16 protein-coding genes and 2 pseudogenes are annotated in these 19,376 nt (G+C 53.0%); 5 read left to right on the top strand and 13 right to left on the bottom strand.

Going from position 1 to position 19,376, the window contains the following annotated elements; genetic code table 11:
• Positions 1-224: 224 nt before the first annotated feature.
• The 5 genes and pseudogenes from OES20_11375 to OES20_11395 all read right to left on the bottom strand — a co-directional run bounded on the left by OES20_11375 (position 225) and on the right by OES20_11395 (position 4,438).
• Positions 225-362, bottom strand: a pseudogene (locus tag OES20_11375) (prepilin-type N-terminal cleavage/methylation domain-containing protein).
• Positions 363-919: 557 nt separating this feature from the next.
• Positions 920-1,054, bottom strand: a pseudogene (locus OES20_11380) (prepilin-type N-terminal cleavage/methylation domain-containing protein).
• 234 nt (positions 1,055-1,288) lie between these two features.
• Positions 1,289-2,620, bottom strand: coding sequence for a sigma-54 dependent transcriptional regulator (locus tag OES20_11385; GenBank protein MDH3635297.1), 1,332 nt, complete (start codon positions 2,618-2,620; stop codon positions 1,289-1,291).
• Complete coding sequence (locus OES20_11390) at positions 2,620-4,233, bottom strand: ATP-binding protein (protein MDH3635298.1); 1,614 nt, start codon at positions 4,231-4,233, stop codon at positions 2,620-2,622. Before OES20_11390 ends, OES20_11385 begins: the two co-directional genes overlap by 1 nt.
• Positions 4,220-4,438 carry a PP0621 family protein gene (locus OES20_11395; GenBank protein ID MDH3635299.1) on the bottom strand — a complete coding sequence of 73 codons (219 nt, stop codon included), beginning with the start codon at positions 4,436-4,438 and terminating at the stop codon, positions 4,220-4,222. Before OES20_11395 ends, OES20_11390 begins: the two co-directional genes overlap by 14 nt.
• 434 nt (positions 4,439-4,872) lie before the next feature.
• Between OES20_11395 and dksA the strand changes: the two genes are divergently transcribed.
• Positions 4,873-5,238 (top strand): RNA polymerase-binding protein DksA, encoded by a 366-nt coding sequence (gene dksA / locus OES20_11400; protein MDH3635300.1) that lies wholly within the window; start codon positions 4,873-4,875, stop codon positions 5,236-5,238.
• Positions 5,239-5,279: 41 nt separating this feature from the next.
• Here the strand turns inward: dksA and OES20_11405 are convergent, their stop codons facing one another.
• A complete protein-coding gene (locus OES20_11405) occupies positions 5,280-6,206 on the bottom strand; it encodes a 5'-nucleotidase (protein MDH3635301.1) in 927 nt (308 codons plus the stop codon).
• A complete protein-coding gene (gene argA, locus OES20_11410) occupies positions 6,206-7,507 on the bottom strand; it encodes an amino-acid N-acetyltransferase (GenBank protein MDH3635302.1) in 1,302 nt (433 codons plus the stop codon). Before argA ends, OES20_11405 begins: the two co-directional genes overlap by 1 nt.
• A 319-nt stretch (positions 7,508-7,826) precedes the next feature.
• Here argA and OES20_11415 point away from each other — a divergent pair, with 319 nt between their 5' ends.
• The gene (locus OES20_11415; GenBank protein ID MDH3635303.1) at positions 7,827-8,783 is read left to right on the top strand and encodes a GGDEF domain-containing protein; all 957 of its coding nucleotides are present in this window, start codon (positions 7,827-7,829) and stop codon (positions 8,781-8,783) included.
• Here OES20_11415 and argF read toward each other — a convergent pair.
• The 3 genes from argF to OES20_11430 all read right to left on the bottom strand — a co-directional run bounded on the left by argF (position 8,780) and on the right by OES20_11430 (position 11,598).
• The gene (argF, locus tag OES20_11420; GenBank protein MDH3635304.1) at positions 8,780-9,691 is read right to left on the bottom strand and encodes an ornithine carbamoyltransferase; all 912 of its coding nucleotides are present in this window, start codon (positions 9,689-9,691) and stop codon (positions 8,780-8,782) included. The two genes, OES20_11415 and argF, sit on opposite strands and share 4 nt — an antisense overlap.
• A 4-nt stretch (positions 9,692-9,695) precedes the next feature.
• Positions 9,696-10,868, bottom strand: a complete 1,173-nt coding sequence (locus OES20_11425) for an aspartate aminotransferase family protein (GenBank protein MDH3635305.1) — start codon at positions 10,866-10,868, stop codon at positions 9,696-9,698.
• Positions 10,869-10,986: 118 nt separating this feature from the next.
• Positions 10,987-11,598 carry a urate hydroxylase PuuD gene (locus OES20_11430; GenBank protein MDH3635306.1) on the bottom strand — a complete coding sequence of 204 codons (612 nt, stop codon included), beginning with the start codon at positions 11,596-11,598 and terminating at the stop codon, positions 10,987-10,989.
• Positions 11,599-11,756: 158 nt separating this feature from the next.
• On the opposite strand from OES20_11430, the gene OES20_11435 reads away from it, so the two are divergent.
• Positions 11,757-13,535 carry an N-acetylglutaminylglutamine amidotransferase gene (locus OES20_11435; GenBank protein ID MDH3635307.1) on the top strand — a complete coding sequence of 593 codons (1,779 nt, stop codon included), beginning with the start codon at positions 11,757-11,759 and terminating at the stop codon, positions 13,533-13,535.
• A gap of 86 nt (positions 13,536-13,621) precedes the next feature.
• A complete protein-coding gene (grxD, locus tag OES20_11440) occupies positions 13,622-13,948 on the top strand; it encodes a Grx4 family monothiol glutaredoxin (GenBank protein ID MDH3635308.1) in 327 nt (108 codons plus the stop codon).
• 42 nt (positions 13,949-13,990) lie between these two features.
• Here the strand turns inward: grxD and OES20_11445 are convergent, their stop codons facing one another.
• The 3 genes from OES20_11445 to pyrC are packed head-to-tail and all read right to left on the bottom strand — an operon-like array spanning position 13,991 to position 16,597.
• Positions 13,991-14,902 (bottom strand): response regulator, encoded by a 912-nt coding sequence (locus OES20_11445; GenBank protein ID MDH3635309.1) that lies wholly within the window; start codon positions 14,900-14,902, stop codon positions 13,991-13,993.
• A 50-nt stretch (positions 14,903-14,952) separates the two neighbouring features.
• On the bottom strand, positions 14,953-15,564 hold the full coding sequence (rnt, locus tag OES20_11450) for a ribonuclease T (protein ID MDH3635310.1): 612 nt from the start codon (positions 15,562-15,564) through the stop codon (positions 14,953-14,955).
• Positions 15,557-16,597: a dihydroorotase gene (gene pyrC / locus OES20_11455; GenBank protein MDH3635311.1), complete on the bottom strand. Its 1,041-nt coding sequence runs from the start codon at positions 16,595-16,597 to the stop codon at positions 15,557-15,559. The genes rnt and pyrC overlap by 8 nt, the downstream gene beginning before the upstream one ends.
• Before the next feature lie 114 nt (positions 16,598-16,711).
• Here pyrC and aceE point away from each other — a divergent pair, with 114 nt between their 5' ends.
• Complete coding sequence (gene aceE / locus OES20_11460) at positions 16,712-19,369, top strand: pyruvate dehydrogenase (acetyl-transferring), homodimeric type (protein ID MDH3635312.1); 2,658 nt, start codon at positions 16,712-16,714, stop codon at positions 19,367-19,369.
• Positions 19,370-19,376 lie beyond the last annotated feature (7 nt).

The following is a 19,376-nucleotide window of genomic DNA, read 5'->3' on the forward strand; positions in this document are numbered from 1 at the left end:
GCATTAGAGGAATTGGGAGTCAGGGTAATTGCGATCGCGGTTGAAGTAGACTGTACTGCCGTGGTGGTCAGCGTAATAACCCCGCTAGCCACGGCCATAGCGTTGATATAGTTGATGTCACCCGCTACGGGCGCCGGCGGGATGCCGTTGGTGCCGGCGTTACAGGCGATAAAAGAGCCCGTCTCCTGTTGACAAATTACAATCGAGGAGCGATAGCTTGAGATTGCAGTCAGTGCGCCGGAAATCTTGGTGCGTTGGGTATAGTCGGTATATTGCGGGATTGCGACCGCGGCCAAAATGCCAATTATCGCGACCACGATCATTAATTCGATCAAGGTAAAGCCTGAATGACGTTGGTTCATATTCTTTACCCCACCTGTGTACATTGGGTTCGGCGTTCATCCACCGATCAATGTCCCGATTGTGTAAAACACGTGCACATCGTTGCGCATCTTATTAACAGTTAACACGTCGCTAGATCAGTCAATTTCGAGTTTGCGCGTGTTATTTTTTTGTAATGATTAGTTTATTCAGCGTAGCGAAAAACGGGCCTTTGCAGGCCCGTTTTCCGTATTGCTAAAGCAGGTCTAGCTTATGAACCTGTGCAGTTGAGGACGCGTCCAGCTTCTGCGCCAGCATCGCCTTCACAACCGTTACCGGTAAGGTTCCAGTTGATCGCAGCGGCATTACCGATATTAGGTGTCAAGGTAAGGCTAATTGCTGCACCAGCAGATTGTCTGGCTGAAGTTGTCAGTGCAATCACACCGTTAGTAACGTTTGCAGCGTCAACATAGTTAACCTGGCCAACAGCGGCGATAGCGGGAGGGATACCGGTGCCGACAGCGCCAGCATTACAACCAGTCAGCGTGCCGAGTTGCTGAAAGCACAGCGCGACAGTTGTCTTATAGGTTGAAACACCAGCCAGGCCACCAGAGAGCTTGGTGCGCTGGGTATAGTCAGCATACTGCGGGATCGCGATCGCGGCCAGGATGCCGATAATCGCGACAACGATCATAAGTTCGATCAATGTAAAACCAGATTGTTGCTTTTTCATTTGAGTTTCCTCTTGTCTAATAAACTTGGTATTCGATTCAGAAATCGACAAATGCCGTTTCATAGTGTTATCTAAGCAATCGTGATGCCAACTTTGCCGATAGAATTTAATCCTTTAAAAACAATGCGTTAGATAATTCGGCGTCAAGACTGGTGTCGATGACGTGGCAAAATCATGACAAAATTGTCAAGTTTTTACATTAATTGTCAGAAAACAACCGCTCGTCGGGTAAATTTAGCGTTCCTTCAGGTTTAACTTGTCGATACGGTAGCGCAGTTGGCGCAGCGTGAGACCCAGTGCACGCGCGGTTGCCGACTGGTTCCAGCGATTATCCTCGAGCGCATTGATAATGTGTTCTTTTTCCATGTTCTGCGTCATTTCACCCAGGCTTTGCTGTTTTTCATCATTGTCTGCAGTGATCTCGGGTAGCTGCAGGTCGGCGGTTTCGATCAGTTCGTTCTCGCACAATGCAAGCGCGCGTTCGAGGATATTTTCAAGCTCGCGCACGTTACCTGGAAACACGTAGTTACTCAACGCGGTCAACGCATCATCGCTGATCTTTACGTTGCTCGCATTTTCATAGTTGTGCTTTTCCACTAGGAAGTCGGCGAGTTGCGGAATATCCCCGGTGCGCTCGGACAGGGTCGGCACGATGATGCCAATAACGTTGATTCGATAGTAAAGATCCTGTCTGAATGAACCATCCGCTACCATGGCATCAAGATCTTTGTGCGAGGCGCTGATAATCCTGACGTCGATCGGTTCTTCCTGTTGCGCGCCGACGGCACGGATCGATTTTTCCTGGATCACGCGCAGCAGCTTGACCTGCATTGCGAGCGGCAAGTCCGCTATTTCATCGAGAAACAACGTGCCACCATCGGCCGCCTTGAACAATCCCTCGTTATCGCTGGTAGCACCGGTAAAACTTCCCTTGAGGTGGCCGAAGAGTTCGCTTTCCATCAGCTCAGACGGAATCGCCCCGCAGTTTACCGCGACGAAGGGTGCTTCGGCACGCGAGCCCTGCAGGTGTATCTGGCGCGCCACCAGCTCTTTACCGGTACCGGAATCACCGCAGATAAATACCGGTGCCTGGCTGCGGGCGAACTTGGCAATCGAGCGCTTGAGTTCGGTCATCGTGCTGGAGTCACCGATGATCTGATACCGGGTATCAGACGTGCTGCTGGAAAGCAGAGGTGAACTCGGCAGCGTCAGGGCCTTGTCGACCAGCTTGCGCAGCGTTTCCAGCGACACGGGTTTGGAGACAAAATCGAAAGCGCCGCATTTCATCGCCTTGATTGCGAGATCGATACTGCCGTGAGCGGTGATCACCGCGGTTGGCGTATTCGGGTAGTGCTGTTGAATGTGTTCGACCAGCGCGATACCATCACCATCGGGTAGTTTCATATCGGTTAGACAAAGATCGAAGGCCTCGTCATGCAGCATGCGCGTGGCATTACTGTAATCCTCGGCGCTACGTGTCTCGAGCCCCATGCGCAACAGGGTTATTTCGAGCAATTCACGAATGTCGGGTTCATCGTCGACGATGAGGACGCGTTGCTTGGTCATTATTCGGACTGCCGGTCTAGGTCGGTTGCGAGCGAGGTCATCTGCAAGATAAAGCTGGTGCCGTTGTGCTCATTGATCTTAGCTGAAATAAATGCATTGTTGAGCTCGCACAGTTGTCCGACGATGTAGAGACCGAGCCCCGACCCCTGGTGGCTCGTGGTATAAAACGGCTCGAAGATCTGGTCCAGGATATCGCTTTTCATTCCCGGTCCCTGGTCTGCAATTTCAATACATAAGGGATATGCCTCGGTTTCGAAGACCCGGATCGTAATCGGTTTGCCGTCGTCGCCATGCACGCAGGCATTGGTACAAAGGTTGGTCAGGATCTGGCTCAGGTGCCCGGAATCGAATTGCAGCACGGGATTTGCCGTTTCGATTTCGAGATTGAAGGTATCCGCGTCGGCCATGCCGGATTGGCAAAAGCGATCGATGAAGATCGGCAACCAGCTGTGCAGGTTGATATGTTCTTTCACCGAGGGGCTGCTGCGCGAAATTTTCAGGATGTCTTCAATAATATTGTTAATGCGCAACGTATGCTGGTTGATGATTTCGATCATGCGCTGGTCCGCGTCGACAAATTCATCGCTTTCATTGAGTAATTCAGCCGCGTAGGAGATTGCCCCGAGCGGGTTCCTGATTTCATGTGCGATGCTCGCGGTCAGGTGGCCGAGCGAAGCGAGTTTGGCCTGCTGCATGGTATCCCGAATCGACGATACATCGTTCAGGAATATCATCGTATTGGGTTGGCCTTCGCTCTCGAGTTGGCGAAAACTGACCTGGATATTGTCGATTCCGATTTCCGCAGCAGGGGAGGTCGATTTCTGGTCCGCTGTTCGACGCCAGTGCTCCAGTGCATCGAGCAGCGTGGGACAGTCTTTTTGCATCGTGATGGATCTCTTGTTGGCAATGTGCAACATGTCCAGTGCCGCCCGGTTGATGTGCCGAATCTGATCGTTACGGTTGAGCACGATTACACCGGCCTGCAGGTTTTCGATAATTTCCTGGTTCAACGCTGACAGTAACGCGACGTCACGTTCGCGTTGCTGAATCAATTGCTCACTGCTACGCACCCGTAAAATCAGGTTATGGGTAACGATTGCGGTTGCGATCAGGCTGGCGCCGAGAATGCCAACCTGGGTCGAAGTTCCGGTATAACCGGGTATATTAATGACCGAGTAAACGTGCTCGGTCAGCAGGCCAAGTGAAGCCAGCGATGCAAACAGAACGGCCATCGCCTGCTCGGTGAGTAAGCCGGTGACCGCGACCGAAATAATCAACAACATACCGAGACCACTGGAAATCCCTCCGCAAGCATGCATGAGCAGGATAATCAGCACCGTATCACTATAAATCTGCAACGATACCTGGCGCTTGAAGCCGCGTCGTTCGGTCCAGGCCGCAACGATCCACACCAGGGCCAGCACCAGGAAAGCGAAACTGGTCCACGAATAGAGTGTCAGGTTGACGATGTTGAGCAGGGGGGAAGGGCTGACGAAGCTCTGGCCGAAAAAAATAGCGGACAGTCCCAGCCGGTAGACATTCAGCAGGCGAACTGAAGTCCAGTTCGTCGAGCGTGTCTTGTAACCGCTATCCAGCGGATTATTGCTGGTCAAGGTCTGCATGTTCTTGACAGCAATAAGGTTTTTCCCTGACCAGCAGAATCGAGGACTCGGGCACGTGTACCCCGCAATACTTGCATTGACGTATGTTTTCCGGTTTCCCGGCTTCCAGTTGATCTGGCTCCGGCGGAGCGCTGAAAAGACGTTTCAGCAACCACAGTAAAATGGCAACAATGATTAACAGGATAACGAGGCGCATCAGGAACATAGAACCAGAAAAAGAGATGTTTTACTGCAGTAATGATAGCTAAGTCTATGATTAATGCGCTAAAAGAACAAACCGCGAACAATCTCCCGCCGGTCAGGCCTTCGGAGGCCGGAATTCGGGAGCCCCAAGGGGTTGATAAACCCGGTCGGTTCAGCCTTTTGGCCCGCCAATCGGCGATATTTGGTGATTGAAAAAAAAAGTTAACAGGTGACTTGCCGAACTGAAAAAACGCCCCTATACTTCCCGCCCTTTATTGTTAAAGGTCATCAGGGGAGCGCCCATAAATGGCAGTAGCAAGATCCAGAAAAGCAGCAGCACCCAAAAAAGCAGCAGCACCTAAAAAAGTGGTAAGACCCAAAAAAGCGGTTACACCTAAAAAAGTGACATTATCCAAAAACTACAAGCCGACTGCGAAAGAAAAATACATGTCTCCGAAGCAACTGGAGTACTTTCGCCAGAAATTGCTGGCCTGGCGTGCGGAGTTGCTGCAGGAGTCCGAGAACACGATTTCACATTTGAAGGAGGAAAACTGGCAGGAACCCGATATCAACGATCGGGCCTCGCTGGAAACCGATGCTGCCCTGGAACTTCGTACCCGCGATCGTTATCGGAAGCTGGTAAACAAGATAGACCTGGCGCTCTCGAGGGTTGCCGACGGCACCTATGGCTACTGTGATGATACCGGCGAAGAAATTGGTCTGTTCCGACTTGAAGCACGGCCCATAGCGACCTTAACGGTCGAGGCCCAGGAAAAACACGAGCGGCTCGAAAAGCAGCGGCGTGACGACTAGCCAGTCATCCGATCACCAGTATTAAAACAACGGCCTGTTACTCAGGCCGTTTTTGTTTCGTCGCTCTTGTGTGGTACGCGTGCTGTCGGCACCACTCTCGAAGCGCCTTCACAATGCTGGTGCTGATCGTCGAAGAAAATGTGCGGCGAAAAGGACTCCAGAATCTTATGCTTGGGTACGCCGCCGAGGAAAAAGGTTTCATCGATACGAACATTCCAGGTACGCAGGGTTCTTATCACCCTTTCATGGGCAGGACTGTTGCGTGCCGTGACCAGGGCGGTGCGAATCGGCGGGATCTTCTGGGTCGTACTATTGACCAGGTCGAACTGCAAAAACGACAGCGTCTTCAGCAACTTTGCGAACGGACCCTCTGGTAGCGGTTTTTCAGCATTTAACTTTTCATGCTCAATGAAAGCCTCGAGTCCCTGCTGCTGATAAATCATTTCAGATTCCTTGGAAAACAGAACGGCGTCTCCGTCGAAGGCAATCCTGATCTGCTCGAGCGGGTCGGTTTGATTGCGGCTCGGGCCGTCATAAATCAGTCCCGCAGCTACATTGGATTCGACTGCCGCCTGCACGTCTTCTTCGGTGGCTGACAGGAATAAATCGACCTCAAAGGCGTTGAGATACTTGGCCACGGGTTCCCCGCCAGTAAATGCGGCGCGGGTAATGTCGAGCCGGTAACTGTCGATCGAGTTGGAGATGCGTAAGCTGGTGTCGGCCGAGTTGCGCGAAATGATAACGACCTCGGTTCGCCGAACCCCGGCCTCGAGTTCATTGATACGCAGGATAGCTTCAATCAGCGCAAACCCGGTGCCCGGTTTCAAGATGTCGTTTTCATGCTCCAGCTGGTATCGGCAGTACGCCTCGAGACCTTCTTTCTCATATATTTCATTCTCTAGACTGAGGTCAAACAGGGCGCGCGATGATACGCCGATGACGAGGTAGTTAGTTAGATCGTAGGGCATCAGATTGACTTCAACAGGATCTTGGATCTCCGCTCCGGATTGTATCTGGCAAGCCTGGCCTCGGGTAACTTGAAATCCCCGGATTCGACAAAACCATGCTCGATAAACCAGTGCGACGTACGGGTGGTCAGCGTGTAGAGTTTCGATATTCCTGATTTCGAGGCACGGTCTTCGGCAATCTGCAGCAACTGGTTACCTAAGCCCGAACGCTGGTAGCTTTCATGAACTGCAAGACAGGCGATTTCAGCTATCCCCGCACTGCTGTCTGGTATACAGGCAATGCAGGCGATGATCATGCCGTCTTTTTCGATGACCTGGAAATGCGAGATTTCGAGTTCAATTTGTTCACGCGACCTGGCGACGAGCACACCACTGGATTCGTGCGGCTCGATCAGGCTCAGGATTCCGCCAACATCGTCAATACTCGCTGCCCTGCTACCTTCGTAGAACAAGTTGGTTACCATGATCCCGCAGCCATCGCGCGTGAATAATTCCAGCAACAGGCCGCCATCGACACCTGGATCGATCAGGTGTACCCGTTTAACCTGCGCCTGGATTGCGTGGATTGCCTGACGTAACAGGCTTCTCAATTCGTTCGGAGTCGCGGGGTCTTGCAGCATCGAATCGCATTCGCTGGTGGAAAGGGTGCTCGCCGGTGCTTCTCCGTCGGCAATATCCTGCTGAATATAAATAAGCTTGTCCGCTTTAAGTGCCCGCGCGACTTCGCCGGCAAGTTCCTCGGCGGGTAAATTAAAAACCTCGCCAGTGCGCGAGTAGCCAAGATTCGATAGCAGTACCACGTGATTGAGCGCGAGCAGTTCGTTAATTGCGTCGTGCTTGATATCGCGCACCTTGCCGGAGTGCTGCATATCAATCCCGTCGATCACCCCGAGCGGCATGCCGGTAACAAAATTGCCGCTAACCAGCGAAAGTTCCGAACCGGACATGGGGGTATTGGGCAGTCCCGTCGATAACTGGGCTTCGAATACAGTCCTGACTTCATTAATCGCCTGTATGACAAATGGCATCACAGCCGTGTCGGTAATTCTGATGTTGTGGTGGAAACCGGATTCAAGTTTGTTTTTGGCGAGGTGTGAATCGATGCTGCTACGGCTACCGAGAAGTATCACCAGCTTGATACCAAGATGATTCAGCAGGGCGATATCATGCACCAGGCCAATAAACCGGTCTGAATAAATGACTTCGTCCGAAACCATGATGACGAAGGTTTTTTTACGGTGCGCCTTGATGTAGGGCGCGGCACCACGAAACCACTGCACGTAGTCCTGCGTATTGCTCATTGCTGCTGATATCCGCTAAACTCGATCTGCACTATAGTACATTCACGGAAGCTAACAAAGACCGTAAAGGGATTTCCCGATCAACATCGAATCCAAACCAGTCAACACGCATCACCTTCAGCAACAGGAACTTGTTGCCTTTCTCTATAATCGTTTTCGCTTCGGTATTTTTATTACCCTTTTTGTTTCAGCGCTGGCATCGGCGCTGGCCTATATAGAACTCGAAATTCAGGGTCGAGAGCACTGGGTTATCGGCTGGTTCGTGCTGTTGTGCCTGGTAATGCTGGGCAGATGGTGGTTGCTGCAAAAATTTTTGAGCATGCGCAATAAGGCTTATTTCCCTTACCAGCAATGGCACGACTGGTTTTTGATCGGTGTCATCGCCGCGGGTTTGATGCTGGGTTGTGGCGCGGCCTTATTGATGCCCTACATTACGACCAACATACAGATAATACTGCACGCGATGTTGCTGACGATGTGTGCCGGGGCCATCGCCTATCTTTCAACCTCCTTGCGCGCATACATCGCTTACATGATTACAATCATGCTGCCGGTGACCATCTGGTTGTTCCTGCAAATGAATACTGGCAGCTTTGTCCTCAGTTCCCTGTACCTGTTTTTCATGATTGCAGGATTTGTGAGCGTCAAGCGGATGCATGAGTTGGTCAATGATGCGTTGTATTACCGTTATGACAATGAAACCCTGATCGAAGACTTACAGCGCCTGCTCGAGTCGGTTTCGAAAACAAATAAGGCACTGGAGAAAATATCGACCACTGACGAGCTCACGGGCGTGTCGAATTATCGTGCCTTTCGGGTTTACCTCGAAGACGTCTGGCGTCAATACCAGGGTACTAACATACAGGTTTCACTGATCAAACTTAGTATTGATCATTTTCACGAATTTAATGAACACTATGGCCAGGAAGCAGGGGATCAGTGCCTGCGCCGGGTTGCGGGAATGCTGGACAATCTGATTTTACAGCCGGATCAAATGATAGCGCGCCTGCACGGTGCGGAATTCGCGGTATTACTGCCCGGTATGAGTGGTGACAACGCTCGCCAGGTAGCGCTCGAGTTCATGCAAAACCTGGCGCAGCAAAAAATCGAGCATGTGAAGTCTGCGACGCAATCGTTTGTGACAATGAGCGTGGGGCTCGGCAGCCAGGCGGTGAGACCAGAATCTTCCGCGCGCGAATTACTGGTTAGATCTGATACCGCGCTCAAGCTGGCCAGTCAGCGTGGTCGCAACCGCCTCGAAGTTCTCGACGGCTAGAATCCGGGTTTGAGCAGGAATTCGAGCAGTGCTTTCTGGGCATGCAGACGATTTTCCGCTTCCTGCCAAATGACGGATTGCGGGCTGTCCAGAACCTCGGCAGTGACTTCCTCTCCCCGGTGGGCCGGCAGGCAATGCATAAAGAGTGCATCTCCATCAGCCTGTGCCATGACCGACCGATTAACCTGGTAGGCAGCGAAAGTCGCGGCGCGTTGCTGTTGTTCCTCCTCCTGGCCCATGCTGGCCCAGACATCGGTAACGACCAGGTCAGCATCCCTGGCAGCCGCTTCGGCAGAATCATGAAGCGTTACCGACGCACCGCCACTTTGCACCAGTTCATCGACCGGCTCGTGCCCCGGTGGGCAGGCAATCCTGAGCGAGAAACCGAATCTAAGCGCCGCGTTGATATAGGAATGGCACATATTATTACCGTCCCCGATCCAGGCAACGCTGGCCCCGGCAATATCGTCGCGCTGCTCGAACCAGGTTTGCATGTCGGCTAACAGCTGGCAAGGGTGTAACAAGTCGCTGAGACCGTTGATAACGGGTACACGCGAGTTTTGTGCCAGTTTTTCGATGCGATCATGGCCAAAGGTACGAATCAGAATACCGTCGACCATGCTCGATATGACGCGGGCACTGTCTTCGATCGGTTCTCCGCGACCCAGGTGGCTGTCTCGCGGTGACATGAAGATCGCGTGACCGCCAAGCTGGTACATGCCGGCCTCAAACGAGACCCGGGTGCGAGTCGAGGATTTTTCGAAAATCATCGCCAGCAGTTTTCCGTTCAGCGGTGTATGCCGGGTACCCTGCTTCAGTTTCTGCTTGACCTCGATCGCGTGTGCGATTAACGCCCGCAGTTCGTCGCCACTGAAATCCAGCAAGCTTAAAAAATGGCGCGTCGACATGCCTCTACTCCGTGAATTGGTTGATGCAGGTGATCAGCTTGTCCGCGATCTCGCCGGTTTGCATTTCGCTGAGGATTAACGGCGGTAGCAGGCGGATAGTCCGCTCGGCAGTTACATTAATCAGCAATCCCTGTTGTAACGCCTGTGCCACCAGGGCCTGGCAAGGAATTCTCATTTCGACTGCCATCAGTAATCCGAGGTGGCGCACTTCCTGCACCTGCCGGTTTTCGAAAAGACCTTGCTGCAGGGCATTGAACAGCTGCGCTCCGCGTTGTGCCGCGTTATCGGCAATCTTGTTTTCGAGCATGCTCGTCAGCACGGTATAGGCTGCGCGACTGGCCAGCGGATTGCCGCCAAAAGTGGACCCGTGGTTGCCGGGCTGGAATACTTCGGCTGCTTTTCCCCGCGCGATGCATGCTCCAACCGGGACGCCGTTACCGAGTGCCTTGGCGAGCGTCATGACATCGGGAAGCACGGGTTCGTGCTGGTGGGCAAACATCTTGCCGCTGCGCGCCATGCCGGTTTGTACTTCGTCCAGCATCAGCAACCAGTTGTTTTGATCGCATATTTTACGCAGTGCAACCAGGTAACCAGAGTCAGGAATCACGATGCCGGCTTCACCCTGTACCGGTTCAACCAGTATTGCGACCACCTTCCGATTATTTTCCGCGATAGCTTCAAGTGCGGCAATGTCGTTGTAGGGAGCGCGCACAAAACCGGAAACCAACGGCTCGAAGCCCGCCTGCACCTTGCGACTGCCGGTGGCGCTGAGCGTAGCCATGGTGCGACCATGAAAGGCATTCTGCATCACTACTATGTGTGGATCCTTGATGGTTTGTTGATGTCCATACAGGCGCGCTAGCTTGATCGCCGCCTCGTTGGCTTCGGCGCCGGAGTTGGCAAAGAAAACCCGGTCCATTTCTGTAGCAGCACACAGCAGGTCGGCAAGTCTGGATTGCCAGGTGATCGAGTAGAGGTTTGATGTGTGCAGCAGGGTTGCCGCCTGTTCCTGGATCGCTGCGGTCAGGGGCGGGTAGTTGTGGCCCAGGTTGGTGACAGAGATGCCGCAAAGCGCATCCAGGTACTGTTTACCATCAGAGTCCCAGAGGTAGCAGCCGTCGCCGTGGGTAAAATTGACGGGCAGGGACCGATAGGCATTGATCAAATGGTCTGGCATTTGCTGGCTGCGTGAAAAAAACGCTCAAACATACAGTGATTTTCATCGAATACAAGCCTTTGAAGTAAAAAAAAGCCCCATATTGACGGGGCTTCGGTTTATGCAGGAATGCCGGCGCTTAAAACAGCATGCCATGCCCCTGGGCAGTCATGGCGAATAGCATCGGAATCGATAACAGTGTATTGGTACGCGAGGCCATCAAAGCCACGGTTTTAGCCTTGGCGATAACATCGGCTTCGTGGGTCTGCCCGTCGAGGCCAAGAATCTTTTTCTGATTCGGCCAGATCAGCACCCAGACATTGAACAGCATAATCGTGCCTAGCCAGGCACCCATGCCAATAGTCTGAAATCCTTCCGCAAACGTGAAGGCGGCGACAACACCCGAGCCTTCGCCGCCATGCATGGCTTCGAGCGCCATCGCGCCCGTGAGCCAGGTCCCGATGGCAGCCCAGCGAAACCAGAGCAGTGCGCTTGGCGCGACATATTTATTGATTGCAGCAGGCCCCGGGCCTCCGCTGTCGGCCTCGGACAGCGCCTTGGCAACACCGGGTACCTGGATAAAGTTGAAGTAATACAGTAAGCCTATCCAGGTGATACCAACCAGGACGTGCATCCAGACCCAGAATTGCCAGGGATTCACGGTACCCGTTGTGCCCAGGATGAACATGAGCACGAATGCCAAAACAAAACCGGAGATAATCGTACCCGGTATCGATTTTAATGGATTCATTGATGACTCCCGATTATAAACGATTAGAATACGGGGCCCGGTAACGATGTTCTGACCTTGCCCGCCACACGCGGCGCAGTATAAGGACTTTCAGTATGGGGTGCAATGCATGGTTGGACGCAACCCTTGTCGGGAAATGGTATTTATTGTGAGGTTTTATGTGCGGTTTATTTGGTGCCCTGAGTTTCGACGGTAGCTCGATAAATCCCGACTATGCGAGCAGTATGTCGGCCAGGGTTGCGCAACGTGGTCCGGATGATAAAGGCGAATTTTTCGATGGCCCGGTCATGCTGGGACATCGTCGGTTGGCAATAATCGACTTGTCAGAGGCGGGACATCAACCGATGCTGGATGCCAGCAGGCGCTACGCGATCGTCTTCAATGGGACCATCTATAACTACCCGGAGTTACGCGAAGATCTCATTGCACGAGGTTACCGCTTTAATTCCCACAGCGATACCGAAGTTATTGTCAATGCTTACGCCTGCTGGGGTGACGCCTGTGTCGAGCGATTACATGGCATGTTTGCATTTGCGATCTGGGATTCGAGACGGCAGAACCTTTTCCTGGCGCGAGATCGCATGGGAATCAAGCCGCTTTATTACGCGCTTGCACCGCAGGGTTTCTATTTTGCTTCGAATCCGCAGGCCTTGCTTGCAACCGGTTTATTTTCGACCGGGATCGATCCGGTCGGGCTGCATCACCAACTGAGTTTGCATGCCGTGATACCCGCGCCGCGAACGCTGCTCAAATCGATCAGGAAATGTCGGCCCGCCTTCTCTATGAATGTAACAGCGGAAGGTAAGGTGACCGACGAGCGTTACTGGAACCTGCTGGCCAGGCGGCCCGCAAAGCCGATGTCAGACGAGGAATGGACGCAGGCAATCCACGATTCGTTAATGCAGGCGGTCAAGAAACGACTGACCATCGCCGACGTGCCGGTCGGCGTGCTGCTTTCCGGCGGCCTCGATTCCAGCCTGCTGGTGGCCCTGCTCGCCGAGGCCGGACAGCGGGACATCCGCACCTTCAGCATCGGTTTCGAAGACCAGCCCGAAGAAAGAGGCAACGAGTTTGAATTTTCCGATCCGGTTGCCGAGCGCTACGCCACCGATCATGAAAAATTCCTGATTCCCAATGCCGACGTGCTAACCCGTCTGCCGGAAGCGGTTAACGCGATGGCGGAGCCCATGTTTGGTCAGGATGCGGTCGCCTTTTATCTGCTTTCCGAACAGGTTTCAAAATCGGTAAAAGTAGTACAAAGCGGCCAGGGTGCGGACGAGGTCTTTGCCGGTTACTTCTGGTACGCGCAAATGTGGGCCGCCGAAGGAAACGCGCTGAATCGATTTTCTAACCATTACATTGATCGTGACCATGACGAGTTCTGCGATACGGTAGCAGCAGCTTACCGGGGCGAGGACCATACCGCTGCACTCATCGAAGAGTTTCTGAATACCGATCAGGCAGACAATTTTCTGGATGCCGTGTTGCGCTTTGACGTGACCACGCTGGTCGTCGACGATCCGGTCAAGCGGGTTGATAACATGACCATGGCCTGGGGGCTAGAGGCACGTGTTCCGTTTCTCGACCATCATCTTGTCGAACTGGCGGCGTCCTGTCCCCCCGAGCTTAAGCTGAAGCATGACGGCAAGGGGGTGCTCAAGGAAATCGCGCGCGGCCGGATTCCGGATGCCGTGATCGATCGGCCGAAGGGTTACTTTCCGATGCCGGCATTAAAATATGTCAGGGGTGACTTTTACCAGTTCATGGCGGACACGCTGAATAGCCAGCGCAGCCGGGAGCGGGGATTGTTTAACCGGGAATACATTGATCGATTGCTGGCAGAGCCCGAGCAGCATTTCACGCGTTTGAACGGCAGTAAACTCTGGCACAGTGCCTTGCTTGAGTATTGGCTACAGCAACATGTCGATTCCGTCTGAATAAAGGCGAAACCTGATTTCCCTGCTTGAAAAAAACGGTTATGATAATACTTTAGTAATTTACTTGGTTATTTTTGAGGTATTCAATGGACGTCCTGGAACGTATTAAGCAGCAAGTCGAAACCCACCCGGTCATCATCTACATGAAGGGTACCCCGCAGCTGCCCCAGTGTGGCTTTTCAAGCAGGACCGCCGAAGCGCTTAAGTCCCTCGAGATCGAGTTCGCCTATGTCAACGTGTTATCCGATCCGGAAATTTTCCAGAATCTGCCAAGGTTTGCTGACTGGCCGACCTTCCCTCAGGTTTATGTAGACGGGGAATTGATTGGAGGTTGTGATATTACGCTCGAGATGCACGAAACGGGTGAGTTAGAAAAACTGACCAGGGCAGCACTCGAAAATAAGGCAAGCTAACCAGCCAAGTTCACAATAAATCCACGCCGCAGAGGGACTTTCTCAGCTCGCACGGTTGATGGGTTGGCAGGCCTGGTGTGCCAGTTTGATGATTTCCGATACCGAGGGCGCGGAGTCTATTCCGTGGCCGTGCCACACACCAATCGAAATATCCAGCTGCTTCCCCTGGTCGGTGGCTTGCATCGTGTGTCGCTTGATGCTTCGAATCAGGCGATCAAACAGGTCTGGATTAAAGATTTCAGGATCCTGAAACTGCACCGAAACCGCGAAGGTATTAATATTGAATCGCGATACCATATCCATCGGTCGCAGCGACAGTTGGATCGAATTGGCGATCGTCTTCAAGGTTCCAAGGCGCAGCTCATTGTTGGGCGAACTGACCTCGATCAAACCCAGGCCAAGCCCGCCGCCACGCGTATTGCAATGCTCGATTAAGGATTCGATATGCAATTCGAGCTGTGCCCGATTCGGCAGGCTAGTCTCTGGATCCAGCAGGCTGTATTGCTTGACGCGCAGGAACTGGCTGCTGAGGTTGCGCATGCGCTCGCGCACCTCATTTTGCTGGTAGGCATTTCTGCCGGCACCAAAAACGCGGGCCGCGAGTTCGAACTGGTTTGCCGACTTGGATATAAAATCATCAACCCCGCGGTCAAAGGCAACCACGATGCTCGAAGCGGTATCTTCCGCGGTCAGCAATACGATGCCTGTATAGCGATCATTATTTTCGTCCCAGCGACGAACCAGGTCGGTCATCTCGAGACCGTTCATGCCTGGCATCCAGAAATCAGCCAGCACCACGTGGGCACGCCTCTGGTTCAGTAGATACAGTGCTTCGTCTGCAGACGAAGCGGTGCGTATGTCGGTGAATCCGGATTTGCCGAGACCGGATTTAACCACTTCGCGGCTAAACTGCAGGTCATCAACGACAATGATGGAGAGGTCTTCTTTGCGCAAGGCTTGAGACGGATGATTTTATTAAGCCGGAGTATAGAGTATATCTTTCACTAAGGCGGGACAAATGCCGCGTCATTGACAATCTTGCAGAATAACATCGCCGTCATTTCGGCATCGTAGACTGCAGAATGCGCTTCACTTGAATCCCACTCGCCCCCGGCTGAATTGACGGCTCGCGCCAGTACGGTCTGACCATAGGCCAGGCCCGCAAGGGTGACGGTATCAAAGGTACTGAAGGGATGGAAGGGATTGCGCTTAATGCCGGCTCGAGCGGCTGCGGCATTGATAAACTTGAGATCGAAATGTGCGTTGTGCCCTACCAGTATGGCTTTCTTGCAGCAGTGATGCTTGATCGCTTCGCGCACCGGTTTGAAAATCTTGGGTAGCGCCTGTTTCTCTTCTACCGCGAGACGAAACGGGTGGTCGACGTCGATACCGTTTACCTCCATCGACTTGGGATCAAGATTGGCTCCTTCGAAAGGGGTTACGTGACAGGAGACGGTTTCACTGCAATAGAGTCTTCCCTGTTTATCAATATCGATAAGGACTGCGGCAATCTGCAGTAAGGCATCGGTTAGCTCGTTAAAGCCCCCGGTTTCGACATCGACGACGACCGGAAGATAACCTCGAAAACGCTGCGATAAGCGCGTCGTTTCAGTCATTATCAGCAATTTTCCAGTGCAGCGTCTGTCCCGCCTTGAACGGTACCAGGCTTGAGTCAGGGTAGGGCAGAGAGTCCGGTATTTTCCACGCGCTGCGGTTGAGGGTGATCGATCCCTGGTTCAGTGGAAGTCCGTAAAAGCCAGCCCCGTTGCGGCTCATGAAAGCTTCGAAATGGGTAAAGTCGTCGACCTGATCAAAGGCCTCGGCGTAGAACTCAAGCGCGCTAAACGCAGAGTAAATACCGGCACAACCACAATCGGATTCTTTCGAACTTTTACTGTGCGGGGCACTGTCGGTACCGGCAAAAAATCGGCTTTCACCGCCTGACGCGACCTCGAGTAGTGATTGCCGATGCTGTTCGCGCTTGGCGACCGGCAGGCAATAATGATGCGGTCTGATACCGCCTGCAAAAATCGCGTTACGGTTTATCAGTAAATGATGCGGGGTTATCGTGGCTGCCAGGTTGGCATCGCAGGCGCGCACAAAATCGATCGCCTCGCGCGTAGTGATATGTTCAAACACGATTTTCAGTTCGGGAAAGTCTTTACGAATTTTTGCGAGACTCTCGTCGATGAATACTTTTTCGCGATCAAAGACATCGACCGTCGGTGCAGTAGCCTCTCCATGTACCTGCAGTACCAGGCCGTGCATTTGCATTGCCTCGAACACACGATCAAGTTTCGCCAGGTCGGTAACTCCGGCCTCCGAGTTGGTGGTCGCACCTGCCGGGTAAAGCTTGGCGCCATAGATATATTCCGATTGACTTGCCTCCCTGATATCTTCAACCAGCGTATTGTCAGTCAGGTACAGCGTCATCAATGGTGTAAAGCCGCTTTGTGCCGGTAGTGCCGCCAGAATCCGTTCGCGGTAAGCCATTGCCTCGGTACAAGTCCGCACCGGCGGGCTCAGGTTCGGCATGATGATTGCGCGTCCGAACTGTCGTGCCGTATCGTTGACAACGGCTTCCATGTATGGCGTGTCGCGCAGGTGCAGATGCCAGTCATCGGGAGCGATGATGGTGAGTTTATTCATCGATTTCTGAGCCTAGATTTAGAATACGAATGTTGGAATTAGATATGATAATAACATCTGGACGCGGAATAATATGCTGTATAATCCCGCCAGAATAAAACAAAGGCAATACACGTGGCAGACCAGACCGATATTGATCCTGAGGAGACCCAGGAATGGATAGAATCGCTTGACTCGGTGCTCGAGCGCGAGGGTCCGGAGCGGGCCCATTTTCTGCTCGAGCGACTCATCGATAAAACTCGGCGTTCGGGTGCCTATCTCCCTTTCTCCGCCAATACGGCATACGTCAACACGATTCCGGTTGCGCAGCAGCGCCCGATTCCCGGCGACCAGGCGATCGAGCACAGCATACGCTCGGTCATCCGCTGGAATGCCGCGGCGATGGTCGTGCATGCCAATCGCAAGTCCAGCGAACTGGGTGGACATATTGCCAGTTTTGCATCGGCTGCGACGCTTTACGACGTTGGATTCATGCACTTTTTTCGTGCGCCCAACGAAGAGCACAAGGGCGACCTGGTTTTTTTCCAGGGGCACTCGGCACCGGGCGTCTACGCGCGCGCATTCCTCGAAGGACGTATCAGCGAAGATCAACTGAAAGCATTTCGACAGGAAGCGCTGGATCAAAATGGTCTCTCGTCTTACCCGCACCCGTGGTTGATGCCGGATTTCTGGCAATTTCCGACCGTATCGATGGGGCTCGGCCCGATCATGGCGATCTACCAGGCACGCTTCATGAAATACCTTGAAAATCGCGATATTCAACCGCAACACGATCGCAAGGTCTGGGCCTTTATGGGTGACGGTGAAATGGACGAGCCGGAGTCTCTGGGTGCGATTTCGCTGGCCAGCCGCGAGAACCTGGACAACCTGATTTTCGTTATCAACTGTAACCTGCAGCGACTCGACGGACCGGTGCGTGGTAACGGGAAAATTATCCAGGAACTGGAAGCTGTTTTCCGCGGAGCAGGATGGAACGTCTTGAAAGTGGTCTGGGGATCTTACTGGGACCATTTGCTTGCCAAAGACAAGGATGGTGTATTGCAGCGACTCATGGAGGAAACTATCGATGGTGAGTATCAGGCTTGTAAGGCGAAAGGTGGTGCTTATACGCGTGAACATTTTTTCGGTAAATACCCCGAAACACGTGACATGGTCGCCGAAATGTCCGACGAAGATATCTGGCGCCTTAACCGCGGCGGTCACGATCCGCACAAGGTTTACGCAGCCTATGCCGAGGCGGTTGAATCTACCGGCAGGCCGACGGTAATTCTGGCCAAGACGGTTAAGGGTTACGGCATGGGAGAATCGGGCGAGGGGCAGAATATCACCCATTCACAAAAGAAAATGGGTGAGGAATCGCTCAAGGCTTTTCGTGATCGTTTCAATATTCCGATCAGCGATGAGGATATTGCGGAAACGCCGTTTTACAAGTTTCCCGAGGACAGCGTGGAAATGGAGTACATGCGCAATAGTCGCGAGAAACTCGGTGGATATATGCCGGTGCGCAGCGATACCGCAGATCCGCTGGTTATCCCCGGGCTGGAGATTTTCGATGCGTTGTTAAAAGACAGTGGGGAACGCGAGTTCTCAACCACGATGGCCTTCGTGCGCATATTGTCGACTTTGGCGCGCGACAAGAAAATCGGCAACAATATCGTTCCGATTGTTCCGGACGAGGCCCGGACCTTCGGTATGGAAGGCATGTTTCGTCAACTCGGAATCTACTCGTTTAAAGGTCAGCTGTACGAACCTATGGACTCGGACCAGGTGATGTACTACCGCGAGGATATCAAGGGACAGATTCTCGAGGAGGGCATCAACGAGGCGGGTGCGATGTCTTCCTGGATTGCCGCAGGCTCGGCCTACAGTGCACATGGTGTCAGCATGATTCCGTTCTATATCTACTACTCGATGTTTGGCTTCCAACGTATCGGTGACCTGGCATGGGCAGCCGGCGATATGCAGGTACGTGGGTTCCTGATGGGTGGAACAGCGGGTCGCACCACACTCGCTGGCGAGGGCCTACAGCACCAGGACGGTCATAGCCTGGTTGTCGCCGGGACGATTCCAAACTGCGTATCCTACGATCCGACTTTCGCCTACGAGCTTGCGGTCATAATCCACGACGGGATGAAACGCATGTATCAGCTGAAGGAAAATGTCTTCTATTACATTTCGGTCATGAACGAGAATTATCTGCATCCGGCGATGCCCAAGGATTCGGAAGAGGGCATTATCAAGGGTCTCTATTGCCTTGAAGAGGGTGAACAGCGAGGTCTCAAGGTGCAATTAATGGGATCAGGCACGATCTTGCGCGAAGTCATCGCTGCTGCTGAACTCCTGAAAAAAGATTTCAAGATTAATGCCGACGTCTGGAGTGTCACCAGCGTTAACGAACTCGCTCGCGAGGCCAAGAGCTGCGCGCGCTGGAACAAACTGCATCCAACCAAAAAGGCGCGTCAAAGTTATCTTGAAACCCAGATGCGGGGGCGCAAGGGGCCGGTTATCATCTCGACCGATTATATTCGTGCCTATGCCGAACAGATACGTGAATTTGTCTGGTCACGATTCGTCAGTCTCGGTACCGATGGCTTCGGTCGCAGTGATACCCGTGAGAACCTGCGCATCTTCTTTGAAGTTAATCGCTACTACATCGTGGTCGCTGCATTGAAGGCCTTGAGCGACGACGGCGACATTGAAAGCAAGGTCGTGCAGCAGGCGATCAAGAAGTACGGCATAGACCCTGAAAAACCTAATCCGGTGACGGTTTAGGCCGGCC

This window comes from Gammaproteobacteria bacterium, from assembly GCA_029862005.1.
In the GTDB taxonomy this organism is placed as follows: Bacteria; Pseudomonadota; Gammaproteobacteria.